12 protein-coding genes are annotated in these 15,895 nt (G+C 74.1%); 5 read left to right on the top strand and 7 right to left on the bottom strand.

All coding sequences use genetic code 11. The features are described from left to right. Nucleotides 1-637 precede the first annotated feature (637 nt). Nucleotides 638-1,885 carry a family 16 glycosylhydrolase gene (locus ACIGNX_RS25920; RefSeq protein ID WP_396543294.1) on the bottom strand — a complete coding sequence of 416 codons (1,248 nt, stop codon included), beginning with the start codon at nt 1,883-1,885 and terminating at the stop codon, nt 638-640. Nucleotides 1,886-2,023: 138 nt separating this feature from the next. Here ACIGNX_RS25920 and paaZ point away from each other — a divergent pair, with 138 nt between their 5' ends. Together paaZ and ACIGNX_RS25910 are read left to right on the top strand one after the other, a co-directional pair. Next, nucleotides 2,024-4,048, top strand: a complete 2,025-nt coding sequence (gene paaZ / locus ACIGNX_RS25915; RefSeq protein ID WP_396543293.1) for a phenylacetic acid degradation bifunctional protein PaaZ — start codon at nt 2,024-2,026, stop codon at nt 4,046-4,048. A gap of 119 nt (nt 4,049-4,167) precedes the next feature. Then, entirely contained in the window at nt 4,168-5,007 is an 840-nt protein-coding gene (locus ACIGNX_RS25910; RefSeq protein ID WP_396543292.1) for an aldo/keto reductase, read from the top strand. Between the two features lie 12 nt (nt 5,008-5,019). Here ACIGNX_RS25910 and ACIGNX_RS25905 read toward each other — a convergent pair whose 3' ends face one another. Beyond that, nucleotides 5,020-5,679 carry an MOSC domain-containing protein gene (locus tag ACIGNX_RS25905; RefSeq protein WP_396543291.1) on the bottom strand — a complete coding sequence of 220 codons (660 nt, stop codon included), beginning with the start codon at nt 5,677-5,679 and terminating at the stop codon, nt 5,020-5,022. A gap of 96 nt (nt 5,680-5,775) precedes the next feature. Here ACIGNX_RS25905 and ACIGNX_RS25900 point away from each other — a divergent pair, with 96 nt between their 5' ends. After that, on the top strand, nt 5,776-6,501 hold the full coding sequence (locus ACIGNX_RS25900) for a hypothetical protein (protein WP_396543290.1): 726 nt from the start codon (nt 5,776-5,778) through the stop codon (nt 6,499-6,501). Here the strand turns inward: ACIGNX_RS25900 and ACIGNX_RS25895 are convergent. From ACIGNX_RS25895 to ACIGNX_RS25875, 5 genes are all read right to left on the bottom strand, one after another. Next, a complete protein-coding gene (locus tag ACIGNX_RS25895; protein ID WP_396543289.1) occupies nt 6,498-7,199 on the bottom strand; it encodes a peptidylprolyl isomerase in 702 nt (233 codons plus the stop codon). The genes ACIGNX_RS25900 and ACIGNX_RS25895 overlap by 4 nt on opposite strands. 33 nt (nt 7,200-7,232) lie before the next feature. Beyond that, complete coding sequence (locus tag ACIGNX_RS25890; protein ID WP_396543288.1) at nt 7,233-10,157, bottom strand: AAA family ATPase; 2,925 nt, start codon at nt 10,155-10,157, stop codon at nt 7,233-7,235. A gap of 88 nt (nt 10,158-10,245) precedes the next feature. Next, entirely contained in the window at nt 10,246-10,458 is a 213-nt protein-coding gene (locus tag ACIGNX_RS25885; protein ID WP_396543287.1) for a hypothetical protein, read from the bottom strand. Then, nucleotides 10,455-13,232 (bottom strand): type 2 lanthipeptide synthetase LanM family protein, encoded by a 2,778-nt coding sequence (locus ACIGNX_RS25880; RefSeq protein ID WP_396543286.1) that lies wholly within the window; start codon nt 13,230-13,232, stop codon nt 10,455-10,457. The genes ACIGNX_RS25885 and ACIGNX_RS25880 overlap by 4 nt, the downstream gene beginning before the upstream one ends. Nucleotides 13,233-13,492: 260 nt before the next feature. Continuing rightward, entirely contained in the window at nt 13,493-14,059 is a 567-nt protein-coding gene (locus tag ACIGNX_RS25875) for a hypothetical protein (protein ID WP_396543285.1), read from the bottom strand. A gap of 81 nt (nt 14,060-14,140) precedes the next feature. Between ACIGNX_RS25875 and ACIGNX_RS25870 the strand changes: the two genes are divergently transcribed. Together ACIGNX_RS25870 and ACIGNX_RS25865 are read left to right on the top strand one after the other, a co-directional pair. Continuing rightward, complete coding sequence (locus ACIGNX_RS25870; protein ID WP_396543284.1) at nt 14,141-14,683, top strand: enoyl-CoA hydratase/isomerase family protein; 543 nt, start codon at nt 14,141-14,143, stop codon at nt 14,681-14,683. Then, nucleotides 14,680-15,681 (top strand): LacI family DNA-binding transcriptional regulator, encoded by a 1,002-nt coding sequence (locus ACIGNX_RS25865; RefSeq protein WP_396543283.1) that lies wholly within the window; start codon nt 14,680-14,682, stop codon nt 15,679-15,681. Before ACIGNX_RS25870 ends, ACIGNX_RS25865 begins: the two co-directional genes overlap by 4 nt. Nucleotides 15,682-15,895 lie beyond the last annotated feature (214 nt).

Here is a 15,895-nt window from a genome sequence, read left to right as displayed (position 1 = left end):
CCGTAATCGCGATCCCCCTGTCCTCGTCATCACAAAAGCTGATGCCATCGCAAACCAATCTTGATGCGGGTCGAAAGTTCCCAGGTCGGTCCGACCGCCGTGCGGGCACGGAGGTCGAAGCCGGATTCCCGACCGAAGGTTCGCTCGTCCCCAGTGGCAAGCGAGGGTCGGTTCACGGAGTAGGAGTTCCGGCGCTTCGCGGGGATACGTCGCGGAGCGCGGAGAAGTCATTTTTTCCGCGAAGTTGGACCACTCGGACGCAGGTGGCACCAAGCGCTACCGGAAAGCACTGCCCGTGACCGAAGCGGCGGACATGTGTATACGAGCCCGTTGCGGGGCGTTAGCGCGCTTAACATAGATTTGAGGTAAGTCGCTTCGGAATGGCTTCCGCGCATTGTTCCCGAGGCCGGTCCGGCCGCTCCGGGGGGCATGAGAAACGTCCGACGTCCTACGTCTATGGGCGGCTCGACGGCGCCGCCCCGAAAAGGGAAGCGGGCGCGAGCTTCCGCGTCGCGCCCGCCTCGACCGGTGCCGCCACGACCGCCGGGGGAGTCGGCGGTCGTGCCCGGCCGTGGTCGCCTTCGCCGCGATCAGGCGCAGGCCCCGACCACGTCCTGCCCGGTCGTGCCCTGTCCGGTCACGCGACGGTCCACTTCTGGTTGGCCGCGCCGGTGCAGGTCCACAGCTGCAACCTGGTGCCGTTGGCGGAGCTGTTGTTCTGCGCGTCCAGGCACTTGTTCGCCTGGATGTTCACGATGTCGTTCGCGCCGCTGACGGCCCACTTCTGCGCGCCGGTGCCGTTGCAGTCCCACAGCTGGACCAGCGTGCCGTCGGCCGTGCCGCCCGACGCCGCGTCGAGGCACTTGCCCAGCGCGCGGATCGTGCCGTCGCCCGGCCGCGACCACTGCTGGGCCGCGGTGCCGTTGCAGTCGTACAGCTGCACGGCCGTGCCGTTGGCGGAGTTCGCCCCGGCCACGTCGACGCACTTGCCGCCGATGCCGGTGATCCGGCCGCCCGCGGGCGGGTTGCCGTCCACCGTCGACACGCGCACGTAGTCGACGAGGAGCTGCTGCGGGAACGTGGTGCTCGCGTCCGGGTAGCCCGGCCACTCGCCGCCGACCGCGAGGTTGAGGATGATGAAGAACGGCTTGTTGAACACCCACTGGTTGCCGCCGACGTCGGCCGGCGTGCGGCGCTGGTAGACGGTGCCGTCCACGGACCACGCGATGCCCGTGGGCGTCCACTCGACGGCGAAGGTGTGGAAGCCGTCGGCGAAGTTCGGCCCGTTGAACGGCATGCCGATGCCGCCCGCGCCGGAGTAACCCGGACCGTGGATGGTGCCGTACACGGTGTCGAGGTCGTGGCCCAGGAACTCCATGATGTCGATCTCGCCGCTGTTCGGCCACGGGTTGCCGGAGTTGATGTCCTGGCCGAGCATCCAGAACGCGGGCCAGATGCCCCGGCCGCGCGGCATCTTCATGCGCGCCTCGACCTTGCCGTAGGTCGTGGTGAACTTGCCGGCGGTGTTGATCCGGGCCGAGGTGTACAGGCAGCGCCCGTACCAGCAGTTGTAGTTGCCCGGGTTCTCCTTGCGGGCGGTGATGACGAGGTTGCCCGCGCCGTCCATGGCCGCGTTGCTCGCGGACGTCGTGTAGTACTGGTGCTCGCGGTTGTTGCCGTTGTTGTCGCCGACCTCGGTGTTCCACCTGGAGCCGTCGACCCGCGTGCCCGCCGGGCCGTTGAACTCCTCGGCGAAGGTGACCGCCATCGTGCCCACGCCGGTCGGGGCGGCGGCCGCGTCCGGTGCCGGGGCGGCTTGCACGGCAGGCGCGACCAGCCCGCCGAAGGCGAGCACGACCGCGCTCACCACCACTCGTGTCCTCATCGACACTCCTCTCGCTCTGGCGGCGGCAAGGCCAGAAGTTACTGCATCACCTTGAATCAAGTCACGATGAAAGTGGGGAGGCTTTACTGTCGGGTCATGCCGGGACACCCACCGGTCCGACGAGGAGGTCGACACCCCATGGCCATGCTGCGCAGCTACGTGTCAGGTCGCTGGCACACCCCGTCCGTCGAAGGCGCACCGCTGCACGACGCCGTGACCGGCGAGGAGATCGCCCGGATCTCCTCGCACGGCATCGACCTGGCGGCGGCGCTGGAGCACGGCAGGCGCGTCGGCGGCCCGGCGCTGCGGGAGCTGACGTTCCACCAGCGCGCGGCCCTGCTCAAGGCCCTCGCCTCGCACCTGCGCGAGCACCGCGACGAGCTGTACGCCCTGTCCGCCCGGTCCGGCGCGACCAGGACCGACTCGCTGATCGACGTGGACGGCGGCATCGGCGTGCTGTTCGGGTACGCGAGCAAGGCCAAGCGCGAGCTGCCCAACGACAAGGTCTACGTCGACGGCGCCGTGGAGCCGCTGAGCAAGGGCGGCACGTTCGTCGGCCAGCACGTCGCCACCCCGCTGCGGGGCGTGGCCGTGCAGATCAACGCCTTCAACTTCCCGATGTGGGGACCGCTGGAGAAGTTCGCCCCCGCCTTCATCGCGGGCGTGCCGTCGCTGATCAAGCCCGCCTCCCAGACGGCCTACGTCACCGAGAAGCTGGTCGAGCTCGTGCTCGCGTCCGGCCTGCTGCCCGAGGGCTCGCTGCAACTGGTCACCGGCAGCGCGGGCGACCTGCTCGACCACCTCACCGGCCAGGACCTCGTCGGGTTCACCGGCTCCGCGTCCACCGCCCAGGTGCTGCGCACCCACCCGACCGTGGTGCGCAACAGCGTCCGCTTCAACGCCGAGGCCGACTCGCTCAACTGCTCGATCCTCGGCCCGGACGCGGTCGAGGGCACGCCCGAGTTCGACCTGTTCGTCAAGCAGCTCGTCACGGAGATGACGGTCAAGGCCGGCCAGAAGTGCACCGCGATCCGGCGCGCCCTGGTGCCCGCCGCCCTGCTCGACGCCGTCGCCGAGGCCGCGAGCGCCCGCCTGGCGAAGGTCGTCATCGGCAACCCCGCCAACGAGACCGTCCGCATGGGCGCGCTGGCCGGGCTGGAGCAGCGCGAGGAGGTGCGGCGGTCGCTGAAGGCGCTGCTGGAGGTCGGCGACGTGGTCTACGGCTCGCCGGACCGCGTCGACGTGGTCGACGCCGACGCCGAGCGCGGCGCGTTCCTGTCGCCCGTGCTGCTCAAGGCCGACCCGGACCACGCCCAGCCGCACGAGGTGGAGGCGTTCGGGCCGGTGTCGACGCTGATGGCCTACCGCGACGCGGAGCACGCGGTCGAGCTGGCCGCGCGCGGCTCCGGCAGCCTGGTCGGCTCCGTCGTCACGCACGACGCCGACTTCGCGCGCGAGGTGGTGCTGGGCGTGGCACCGTGGCACGGCCGGGTGCTCGTGCTGGACCGCGACGACGCCAAGGAGTCCACCGGGCACGGCTCGCCGCTGCCGGCGCTGGTGCACGGCGGACCGGGCCGGGCGGGCGGCGGTGAGGAGATGGGCGGCATCCGGGGCGTGCTGCACCACATGCAGCGCACCGCCGTGCAGGCGAGCCCGCGGGTGCTCGGCGCGGTCACCGGCCGGTGGGTGGCGGGCGCGCCGCGCACCGAGTCCGACGTGCATCCGTTCCGCAAGTCCCTGCGCGAGCTGAAGGTCGGCGACACGGTGGTGGCCGGGCCGCGCACGGTCACGCTGGCCGACATCGAGCACTTCGCCGAGTTCACCGGCGACACCTTCTACGCCCACACGGACGAGGAGGCGGCCGCGGCGAACCCGTTCTTCGGCGGCCGGGTCGCGCACGGCTACCTCGTCGTGTCGTTCGCGGCGGGCCTGTTCGTCTCGCCCGAGCCCGGACCGGTGCTGGCCAACTACGGGCTGGAGAACCTGCGCTTCCTCACGCCCACGTTCCCCGGCGACGAGCTGACCGTGACGCTGACGGCCAAGCAGATCACGCCCCGCGAGGACCAGGACTACGGCGAGGTCCGCTGGGACGCCGACCTGGTCAACCAGAAGGGCGAGTCCGTCGCCCGGTACGACGTGCTGACGCTGGTCGCCAAGCAGTAGCGGGTTCCACCACGTGGACGCGCGCCGGCCCGTCGCCCGCCGACGGGAACACCGGCGCGCCCCACCGGGTTGCGGGTGAGGAGAACCGAGCACCACCCGAATCCCAAGGAGCACCAGAGGTGTCTGAAACCTTCCCGCTGGGCGGGGACCTGACCGTCAACCGCCTCGGCTACGGCGCGATGCGGCTCACCGGTGAGGGCATCTGGGGGTACCCGGCCGACCGCGACAACGCGATCGCGCTGCTGCGCCGGGTCGTCGAGCTGGGCGTCGACTTCATCGACACCGCGGATTCCTACGGCCCGCACATCAACGAGGAGCTGATCCGGGAGGCCCTGCACCCGTACCCGGAGGGCCTGGTCATCGCGACCAAGGGCGGCCTGCTGCGCACCGGGCCGGACCAGTGGCCCGTCCTGGGCAAGCCCGCCTACCTGCGGCAGGCCGTCGAGACCAGCCTGCGCCGCCTCGGCGTCGAGCGCATCGACCTCTACCAGCTGCACCGCGTCGACCCGGACTACCCGCTGGAGGACCAGGTCGGTGAGCTGCGCGCGCTCCAGGAGGAGGGCAAGATCCGGCACATCGGGCTGTCCGAGGTCGACGTGACCCAGCTCAAGGCGGCGCAGGAGGTCGCGCCGATCGTGAGCGTGCAGAACCTCTACAACCTGGCCAACCGCGGTCACGAGGCCGTGCTGGAGGAGACCACCCGGCAGGGCATCGCGTTCATCCCGTGGTTCCCGGTGGCCACCGGCGAGCTGGCCCGCCCCGGCGGGGTGCTCGACGCGGCGGCCAAGGAGCACGGCGCCACGCCCGCCCAGCTCGCGCTCGCGTGGCTGCTGCGCAAGTCGCCGGTGGTCCTGCCCATCCCCGGCACGTCCTCCATCGCGCACCTGGAGGAGAACGTGGCGGCGGCGCGGATCGAGCTGACCGACGAGCAGTTCGACCAGCTGTCCGCGCTCGCCTGAGCCGACGTGCCGCTACGCCGGGTCGACCACCCGCCGTTCGACCCGGCGTCGCAGGTCCCGGGGCAGGTACTCGGCCGCCCGCAGCAGGCGCGGCAGCAGTTCCGGCTCCAGCGTCAGGGCGCGGAACGCCAGCGCGATCGTCACGTCGTGGTCGGGCCGGTCCTCGACCGCGATCTCGTCGCCCGCCGCGATCGTGCCCGGCTCCAGGACGCGGAAGTACGTGCCGGGCAGCCCGCGCCGCGTGAACGTCTTCGCCCACGCGCGCTCCTCCATCACGCCGGCGAACGTGCGGCACGGGATGCGCGGGCTCGTCGCCTGGAGCAGCAGCCCGCCGATGCGCCACCGCTCGCCCACGAGCGCGCCGCACACGTCGACGCCGACCGTGGTCAGGTTCTCGCCGAACAGGCCGGGCGGCAGGTCGCGCCCCAGGTCCGCCGACCACGCGTCGAGGTCCTCCCGCGCGTAGGCGTAGACGGCCTGGTCGTCGCCGCCGTGGTGGCGGGTGTCGGAGATGTGGTCGCCGGCGACGCCGCTGCCGCCCACCCCGCGGGGACCGGGCGCGCGGACGTCCACGGGGCCCGCCACCGGGCGCTTGCCGATGCCGGTGTGGCCGATGTCGGCCTGGTCGAACTCGACGCGGGAGCCGACGTTGATCGTGAGCACGTGGGGCATGGCACCGACGGTAGTGCAGGCACTTTGGGGGTTCGCACCCTTTATCGGCCGCGGTGGGGGAGGATGGCGGGTGTTCGCCGTTCGCCGGGGGGAGCCATGCGCAGGTCCGTAGTCGCGTCGCTGCTGGCCGCGGTCGTGCTGGCGGGCTGCGCGGAGCGGACACCCCTGCCCGCGCCGACGCTCGGCCCGGCGGCGGCCGACAGCGCGACGCTGGTCGCCGACGTCGCCGCTCGCGCCGCCGAGCAGCGCTCCGCCCGGTTCGCGTGCGAGACCACCCTGGGCGCGCTGCGGTTCACGGTGACCGGCGACCTGCTGCGGGCCCGGGAGGGCAGGCTGGTGTCGCTGCGGCAGGACCCGGCCACCGACGTGGTCGTGCTGCCCGGCGCTGGCTACGCCCGCACCGGCGACGGCGCGTGGACCAGGCTCGACCCCGCCGACCGCGCGCCCGTGCGGACCGACACCACGGTCGCCGGCCTGGCCGACGAGGTGGACCCGGCGTCGGTGGTGCGGTCGCTGGCGGGCAGCGCGCTCGTGGACCAGGCCGACGAGCGGCTCGACGGCGTGCCGACCCGCCGGTACACCCTCCTGGTCGACCTGTGGGCGCAGGCCGGGCGCACGGCCGACAGCTCGCGCCGCGCCCAGCTCCTCGCGGCCTACGACTCCGGCTTCACCGCGTCGGCCACCGTGTGGGTGGGGCCCGGCGACCTGCCGGTGCGGGTGGAGCAGGTGCTGAGGACCGCGGAGGAGAACGTCTTCCAGAGCACCGTGCACCGCTTCACCGACTGGAACGCCGACATCCGGGTGGGCGCGCCGATCTCCTAGCCCGTGCGCCTGGCCCGCAGGACGTCGGTGGTCAGCGCGGGCCGGCCGTCGACCTCGCTGTCCGGGTTGGGCGCGATCCCGCCGGCGGCGACCCGGTCGAGGGTGGCCAGCCCCTCGGGGGTCACGCGGCCGAAGACGGTGTAGTTCGGCCGCAGCACCGAGTCGGACGTGACCAGGAAGAACTGGCTGCCGTTGGTGTCGGGGCCCGCGTTGGCCATGGCGAGCGTGCCGCGCGGGTAGACGCGGCGCAGGCCGGTGGGGTCGTTCGGGGCGGGCGCGAGGTCCGCGGGCAGCTCGTCGCGGTAGCGGTAGCCGGGCCCGCCCTCGCCGGTGCCCGTCGGGTCGCCGCACTGGAGCACCTTCAACGTGGGGTAGGCGGTGAGCCGGTGGCACGTGGTGTCGTCGTAGAACTTCCGCCGCACCAGGTGCAGGAAGCTCTGCACGGTGCACGGCGCCTGCGCGCGGTCCAGCACCAGCGGCACGGGGCCGCGGTTGGTCTGCAGCACCACCTCGGCGTGGCCGCGGTCGGGCGTGTGCCGGGGGTCCGGGGGCAGGGGCACGGGCCGGGCGGCCGGCTCGTCGGGCGTCACCGCGTACCCGCACGGCCCGCGGGTCGTGCCGGGCGCCTCGGGGGACGCCTGCGCGACCCCGCCGCCGAGCACCGCCGTCACCGCGACCGCCACCAGGATGATCCTCATCCGACCAGGTGTAACGGACCCGGCACGACCCCGCTAGGGCCGGTCGGCGGGTCCGAGCGAGGCGGCGTACGCGCTCAGCGCCTCCCGGTCGGGCCGCGCGGTCTTGGTGAGCAGGCTCGCCACGTGCTTCTCCACCGTGCGCGGCGAGATGTGCAGCCGGGTGGCGATCGCCTTGTTGCCCAGCCTGCCCGCCAGCAGCCGGAACACCTCGAACTCCCGCACGGTCACGCCCAGCGCCCGCAGCTCGCGCGGCACCTGGTCCGACCCGGTCCGCCGCTGCGGCACCGACGCGCCCACCTGCCGCAGCAGCCCGCGGCACGCGCTGGCCACGGCCGGCTGACCCGCCTGGTGGAAGTACTCCTCGGCGCCGCGCAGCCACACCACCGGCTCGCCCCACCCGTCGGCCACCGCCGCCTCGGCCACCAGCCGCAGCCCCAGGTGGCGGGCCAGCGGGTGGATCGCCGCCGCGTCCCGGCCCGCCCGCACGGCCTGCGCCGCCTCCGCCTCCCGGCCCAGCCTGCCCAGCAGCACGGCCAGCGCGAACTGCGCGAACGCCCGGTTCCAGCGCATCCGGGCCGCCGCCGACCGGGTCACCTCGCGGTAGCCGTCCAGGTCCAGCGCGCCGGACAGCGCGTCCAGCAGCAGCCGCAGCCCGTGCCGACCCGACAGGTGGTACACCGTCGGCGCCTCGGCCTCGTAGGCGATCGCGCGCGCCAGGTCGTGCCCGGCGGTCACGCGGTCCTCCTCCAGCAGCGCGCAGAACGCCCGCGCCAGCCCGAAGCACAGCGGCCGCTCCTGCGAGCCGACCCCGCCGACCTCGTCGAACGCCTCGATCGCCGCGTCCATCTCGGCCCGCCTGCCCTGGTGCGCCGCCGCGGTGGCCTGCGCCATCAGCCCGTACAGGGTCAGGTTGCGCAGCCGCAGCCGCCGGGTGTCGGCGATGATCCGCGGCAGGCGCTCGGCCGCGGCGGCGTACTGGCCGCGCAGCACGGCGTCCAGCCCGAGGATCGAGTCCACGTTGTAGGCCACGCTGATCGCGCCGATCAGCAGCGCCTCCTCGCGCGCCTCGGCCAGCTCCGCCGCGTTGCCCTCGGCCAGCCAGTCGAGCCCGGCCTGCCGGATCACCGCGTAGGCCCGCTGGATGGGCAGCCCGTGCTCCTCGGCCAGCGCCCGCGCCCGGCTGAAGCACTCGGCCGCCTCCTCCAGGTCGCGGTCCCGGGCCAGCACGCCCAGCAGCTGCCACGTCTCGCAGCCCACCTCGGGCAGCGGCACCCGCTTCGCCGCGTCGGCCGCCCGCCGGGCCAGGAACTCGGCCGACCCGATCCGGTCGGGCACCTCCAGGTTCAGCGTCAGGAACGCGGCCACGGCGTCGAGCCGGGCGGTGTGCTCGTCGCCCGCGTCCACGCCCAGCAGCGCCCGCGCCGTCTCCACGTGCGCGATGCCGTCGGTCCACTGGCCCGCGGTGTTGGCCACCTGCGCCAGCTTGGTGTGCAGCTCGGCGCGCCGGACCCGGCCCAGGCCGGCGGCCGACAGCTCGGCCACCGCGTCCACCAGCGCGAACGCCCGGTCGAACTGGCCCGCCTCGGCCAGCGCCGGCAGCAGCGAGTCCAGCACGTCGGCGCGGATCGCCACGTCGACCTCGCTGGCCAGCAGCCGGTGCGCGTGGTCGAGCAGCCGCACCGCCGACCCGGCCGCGCCGTCGGCCAGCGCCCGCCGCCCCGCCTCGGCCAGCAACGCGCCCGCCTCGGCCGTCTGCCCGGCGTCCAGCCGCAGCGACGCCACCAGCGCGCACCACTCGCCCCTCAGGTCGGGGTGCAACTGCTGCACGGCGTCGGCGGTGCGCCGCGCCAGCTCCGCCCGGTACGGCGGCGGCATCTGCGCCAGCAGCGCCTCGGCGGTCAGCGGGTGCCGGAACGCGTACCAGTCCGGCACCGGCTCGTCGGGCGTGACGAGCTGCGCGGCCACCCCGGCGTGCAGGTGCGACAGCAGCGCCCGGTCGTCCATCCCGGTCACCCGGCGCAGCACCGGCAGCGGGAACCGGTGGCCGAGCACCGCGGCCACCGACAGCACCTCCCGGCCCTGCGGCCCGAGCCGGTCCGTGCGGTGCGCGATCAGCCGCACCAGCGCCGACGGCACGTCGATGCGCAGCTCGCCGAGCACCTGCCACCCGGTCGGCCCGCGCACCAGCAGGCCGCCGCTGACCAGGCCGTGCAGCATCTCCTCGACCACGAACGGGTTGCCCGCGCTGTCGGCCCACAGCCGCTGCACGACCTCGGCGGGCACCTCGTCGTCCTCCGCCTCCAGGCACAGGCCGACCATCCGGCGCACCTGCCGCTCGTCCAACCGGTGCAGCTCCAGCAGCACGCCCGCCTGCCGCTGCGCGGCCGAGCGGACCACGTCCAGCGTGGGCCCGGAGTCGGCGCGGGTGGTCACGAGCAGCGCGGCGGGCGCCTGGTCGAGGTTGTCCACCAGGTAGTCCACGACGGCCAGCGTCTCGGCGTCGGCGTCGTGCAGGTCCTCCAGCACCACCAGGCACGGTCGGGTGCGGCCGACCACGGCCAGCAGCCGCAGCACGGCCTCGGCGAGCACCAGCACGGAGTGGTCGGACCGCTGCGCCTCGGCTCCCCACTCGGGCGCGAGCCGGCCCAGCGCCGACTGGTAGGGGCCCAGTTCCCGCAGGTCGAGGCCGTCCGTGCCGCGCAGCAGGGACATCAGGGCCTCCGCCAGCGGCCGGAACGGCACGATGGGCCCTATCGTGCTGCCGCGACCCCGCAGCACCCGCATCCCGCGGTCGAACGCGGCGCCGGCGGCGTAGCGCGCCAACCGGGTCTTGCCGATGCCCGGTTCGCCGACGAGGAACACGGCGCGGCCGCGGTGGGCGCCCGCGTCGACCAGCACGCGGTCGAGCACGCGGAGTTCTTCGTCGCGGCCGACCACGACCGGCGCGCGGGTGTGCATGGGCCGACCTTAGTCAAGCCACTCGACCACATGCCAAACTGCCCGCACCCCCAGTGTGGGCGGGCAGTTCGGCGGCGGTGCGAGCTGGTCAGAGGGGCAGGCCGGGCGCGCTCACCGTGGTGTTGGTGGCCTCGCTGACGGCGACGGCCGCGTACGCGCCGACGGCCAGCGTCAGCCCGGCCAGCGCCCGGGCGCGGGCGCCCGCCTTGGCCTTGCGGGACAGCGCCATCTCGCCGGCGGGGTGATCGCCGTCCTGGTCCTCGCGCCAGGTGGTGACCTCGTCGCGGTTGGCGTCGTTCATCGGGTGTTCTCCTCGCGGGGGTGGATGTCGTGCGTTGACCCGAGCAGGAGCACCGAGGGCACCTGCTCGGGGAAACCGAGGCGGAGCAAGCCGTACCCGATGCCCGAGAGCCCGGTGAGCAGGCCGGCCGACGGCACGCCGCCCGGGGTGCCGCAGCGCGCCCCGTACTGGTCCAGCGCGCCGAGGACCAGCCCCGCGCGCCGGGTCTGCATGGCCGGGGCCAGCCCGTGCCCGCGTTCCGCGAGGACGGTCAGGGCCTCGACCACGCCCAGCTCACCGTGGCACAGGCTCAGGTCTCGCAAGGGTTCGTGCACCGCCAAGGCGTTCAGGCACCGGTCGACGTGCAGGGTGTGCGCGTCGACCGGCTGGTCCGGGTGGGCGCAGTGCGCGAGCACCGCCCCCGAGAGCCCGGAGCACCAACTGTGGTCCGCTTCGGCCACGTCGAGCAGGCGTTGCCGGAGCGCTCGGTCGGCCCGCAGGTTCGCGCGGCCGACCACACCGTAGCGGTCGTCGCCCGCGGCGCGCGCGTAGCGCAGCAGCGCCCAGCCGACACCGGCCCGGCCGCGGGCGAACCCGTCACCGCCCGGGGTGGCCGCGAGCAGCCGGTCCGCGTAGGCGCGGGCCAGGGCCGAGGCGGCGGGCAACCCGCTCTCCGCCCGCACGGCGAGCATCGCGGCCAGGCCGCCCGCCCAGCCCTCGACCACGTTCGCGGGCTCCTCGCCGAGCGCCTCGACCGAGGCCGCGACGTCCAGCGCGACGCGCAGCGAGTCGGTGATCCCGTCGTCGTCGAGCAGGTTCGCCAGGCGGGCCAGCGCGTAGCAGATGCCGCCCAGGCCGTGGAACGCGCCGCTGCCGACGGCCGCCGCCAGCTCGGTGTCCTCCGCGAACGCCGCCAGCAGGCCCGGGATGGGGCGCAACGCGTCCCGCGCGTACTCCGTGTAGCGGGCGGCGCCGGTCAGCCGGCCGAGCTGGGCGAGGAACAGCGCGACGCCGGTGTAGCCGTTGGACAGCCCCGCGCCCATCGGTGCGACCGCCCAGTGCCGGTCGTCCGCCAGCTCCAGGCCGATCCAGTTGACCCGGCCGGGCGCGGTCGCGGCGTGCGCCAGCACCTCGTCGGCGATGCCGCACGCGGCGACCAGCAGCCGCTGCGGGTCGGGGACGCCCGCCTCCACCGGCGCGCCCACGGCGCGGCCGGTGCGGTGCTCGACCGGTCGCGGCCTGCTCGCCAGGCCCGCGCCGATCAGCCACTGCTGGTCGTGCTTGTCCACCTCGTCCAGCGCTTCGACCTTGGCCGCGACCGCGTCCGCCGCCGACACCGGCAGCAGGTCCGGCAACCGCTGCCCGGTCGAGGTCCACACGTCGCGGCTGCCGGGCCGGGTGGTGAACAGCGGCACGTCGCCCGCCCACAGGTCGCGCACCTCGTGCGGCACCAGGGCGCGGACCAGCTCGTCGGCCTCGGCGTCGTCCCACAGCACGTCGAGCACGTCCTGGCGGTCCGCCGCGCCCCGCAGCACGTCCGGGTGCGTCGACTCGTCCAGCAGCGTCGCGTAGAGCTGGGTCATCCGCGGCACGAACCGCACCGGCAGGTCGGCGAACCGGCCCAGCAGCCCGTCCGGGCCGAGCAGCTCGGCGCGGTGGTCGCGCAGGGCGTCGTAGCCGACGCCGAAGCCCGCGAGCAGCGCGCCCTGGTAGTCGGCGGGCTCGGCCTCGCGGCCGTCGAGCACCGGTCGGTTGCGGGCCGGCGGCATCGGCGCGGGCCTGCGCACGAGCCGCATCCGGTCCGTGCCGGGGTGCAGCCACGCCACGCCCTCGGTCGGCGGCCGGTCGCCGTGGTCGCCGCCCAGGCCGCCGACGTCCAGCGCGCCGTGCTCGGCCAGCAGCACGCGCGGCAGCACGGCGGTGCGGTGCACGGACCGGGCCAGCGCGGCGACCGCCGGGTCGGGCGGCGCGGCGACGTTCGGGTGGAACACCGTCTCGACGTCCACCAGCACCGGCTGGTCGCCCGCCGCGATCAGGTTCTCGTAGTGCACGTCGGTGCCGTCCACCGCGTACAGCAGGGCGAGCAGCGCGCCCAGCCGCTGGTAGAACCGGCTGACCTCGGCGACGTCCGCGCACGGCCGGTGCTCGACGTACTCGACCCACCCGTGCTCCGGCCGGACCAGCACGCGGGGCAGCCGCAGGCCCAGGCCCGTGTGCCCGTCCAGCCACGCGACCAGCTCGGTGAACGCCCGGTGCAGCGCCACCGGGCGCGGCTTGTAGACGACCCGGCGGCCGTCGGTGAACGTCAGCACGGCCACCGAGCGCCCGCCGGCGTGCGGGTCGCCCCGACCGGTCTCCACGTGGGCGAGCGAACCGGGGTCGCGGCCGTCGAGCAGGGTCCGCACGATCCCGGCCCGGTCGGCGGCGAACCGGTCGAGCAGCTCGCGGTGCGCGTCGACCGCGTGCAGGCACGCCTGGCCGAGCAGCCGGGCCAGCACGGGGTAGCGGGTGAACAGGGCGGGCAGGTCGACGTGCCGGACGAAGTGGTCGAACCGCTCCCGCGGGGTGTCCCCGACGAGCCTGCCGCCGAGCCGGTGGAGGTTCAGCTCCAGCACCAGGGTCCGGGCGGCGATGCGGGCGAGCCGCTTGCCCAGCGCGCGGGCGAAGTCGGCGTCCAACCGGGGGTCGAGCGCCGTGGCCGTCCGGACGAGGGGCCTGAGCGCGAACGCGAACGCCTCGTCCCAGGTGCCGCCGGCGAAGTCTGCACGGGCCGCGGTCGTGGTGGCGCGTTCCACGAACGCGGCCCATGAGGGCCGTCCACGGGGGACGACCAGCTCTTGGGCGCTCCCGCGCACACCGCTGAGCCACCACGCTGCGGGGGGCCGTTCTACGGCGGAGGGGAACACGCCGCACAACGTGACACGGGCGCGCGGTGGCGCACATGGGGGCACCGCCCCCAGATTTGCCCCGTCGCGTGGACGAGACCGCAGAAGTGCGGAAAACAGCTCTCGTCGCAGGTCACCAACGCCCCGGGCACGGCGGGCCGGCCGCGGGGTCAGGCGCAGTTCTCGGCCTGCTGGGCGGCGGCGCGGAAGTCGTCGGGCAGCGAGACCACGCCCATCTTCTCGACGGCCTCGTTCATCACCGTCACGGCCTCGGTCATGTCCTGGAGCACCGCGGAGTAGACGTCCGCGGTCAGCTCGGCCGCGGAGTCGACCGTCGACCTGGCCGAGACGAACTTGTCCCGCGCCCTGGCCAGGGGGTCGGTGATGACCTCGACCGCGGTGTCGGCGGCGGGCGCCGGCGCGGGGGTCAGCGCGTCCAGGTCGTGCAGCGCGACGTTGAGCACGTCGACCACGCGGCCCAGGTTGTCGCTGACGGCCTTCTTCGCGGCCGCCGGGTCGGTCTGGTCCTGCTTCTGGTCGAACGACACCCCGCCCGAGGCGACCAGGTACTTCGCCACGCCGCAGAAGTTGTTCACCCAGCGCAGGACCTCGGGCTGCGCCGCGGCGGCCGACGACGTCGGGCCGGCCACGGGTTGCCCCGCCACGGACACCGAGCACCCCGTCAGGCCGACCGACGCCGCACCGACCCACGCCACCGCAACCACCCACCGCTTCACGGGAGAGTTGTACCCCGTCGTCACCCGATGGTGGTGCGGAACATGACAACCGGGGGAATCGTCGGCCACGATGGCCGCGTCATGGCCGTCTCACTCGACGTCTCCGGCGGGATCGCGGTCATCCGGATCGGCGAACCGTCCGACACCGTGCTGTCCGACGTGCGCGCGCTGCTGCCGGTGGCCGCCGGTGCCCGCGCGGTCGTGCTCGTGGTGGACCCCGGCCTGTGCGCCGTCGACATCAAACGCCTGGTCCGGGCCTCGGCGACCCAGCGCGAGGCGATCGCGGCGGCGTTGCGCGGGGTGCGGGAGGAGCTGGCCGGGTTGCCCGTCCCGGTGGTCGCGGCGATCGGCGGCAGCCCGTTCGGGGAGGCGGCGGACCTGGTGATGGCGTGCGACCGGCGGGTGTTGTCCGCCGACGCGGCGCTCGGCCGGGTGACCGCCGGCCGGGTGACCGACGGACAGGTGCTGGTGGCACGCCGCGTGACGGCCGAGGAGGCGTTGCGCACCGGGCTCGTGGACCGGGTCGTGCCGCCGTCGGCCGTGCTGCGGGCGGCCGTCGAGCTCGCAAGCGAGTGCAAGTCAACGCAAGCAGGGCGTAAATCCTGCCGTATAGTTGCTCCATGACGCAACGGCGGTTGGCGGAAGTGGCCGCGAAGGTCGGCGTGAGCGAGGCGACGGTCAGCCGGGTCCTCAACGGCAAGCCCGGGGTGTCCGAGGCGACGCGCTCGGCCGTGCTCACCGCCCTGGACGTGCTGGGGTACGAGCGGCCGACGCAGCTGCGCGGCGAACGCGCCCGCCTGGTCGGCCTGGTGCTGCCGGAGCTGCAGAACCCGATCTTCCCGGCGTTCGCCGACGTGGTGGGCAACGCGCTGGCGCAGCGCGGCTTCACCCCGGTGCTGTGCACCCGCACGGCGGGCGGCGTGACCGAGGCGGACTACCTGGAGCTGCTGTTCGAGCAGCACGTGTCCGGCGTGGTGTTCGCCGGCGGGCAGTACGCGCAGGCCGACGCGTCGCACGAGCACTACCGGCAGATGACGCGGCGCAAGCTGCCCGCCGTGCTGGTGAACGCCGCCATAGACGACCTCGGGTTCCCGCGCGTGTCGTGCGACGACGCGGTGGCGGTGGAGCAGGCGTTCGGCCACCTGGTGGCGCTCGGGCACGTGCGGATCGGGGCGGTGCTCGGGCCGTCGGACCACGTGCCGTCGCGGCGCAAGCTGACCGCGCTGACGTCGTGCGCGTCGGCGGCGGGGGTGGAGCTGTTCGAGGAGCACGCGATGTTCTCGCTGGAGGGCGGGCAGGCGGCGGCGACCCGGCTGCTCAACCGGGGCGTGACGGCGATCATGTGCGCGTCGGACCCGTTGGCGCTGGGCGCGGTGCGCGCCGTGCGGCGGCACGGGTTGAAGGTGCCGCACGACGTGTCCGTGGTGGGTTACGACGACTCGCCGCTGATGACGTGCACCGAGCCGCCGCTGACGACCGTCCGCCAGCCGATCGAGGCCATGGGCCGCGCCGCCGTGGAGCTGCTGGCCAACCAGATCTCGGGCACCCCGGTCCCCGACGAGGAACTCCTCTTCGAACCGGAGCTGGTCGTCCGCTCCTCCACCGCCCCCGCCCCCCGCTAACCCGAGAGTCCTACGTCCAGGCCGCGAGAGTCCAACGCTCGCGACCCTCGAGTTCAACGCTCATGACTAACAACGTGAGCTTTGAACGTTCAACTCGGGGTGTCTGAACGTAGGACTCTCGCGCGTTCAACGTAGGACTCTCGCGGGCAGGCACGGAGGCGGGGCGGGCTTACGAGTTGATGTCGAGAAGTTGCGACTTTTCGTAGACATCTTG

The sequence above is a fragment of the Actinosynnema sp. NPDC053489 genome, from assembly GCF_044544865.1.
Classification (GTDB): Bacteria; Actinomycetota; Actinomycetes; order Mycobacteriales; family Pseudonocardiaceae; genus Actinosynnema.
Note: the sequence above shows the minus strand (reverse complement) of the source record. Positions and strands in the feature narration are given on the sequence as shown.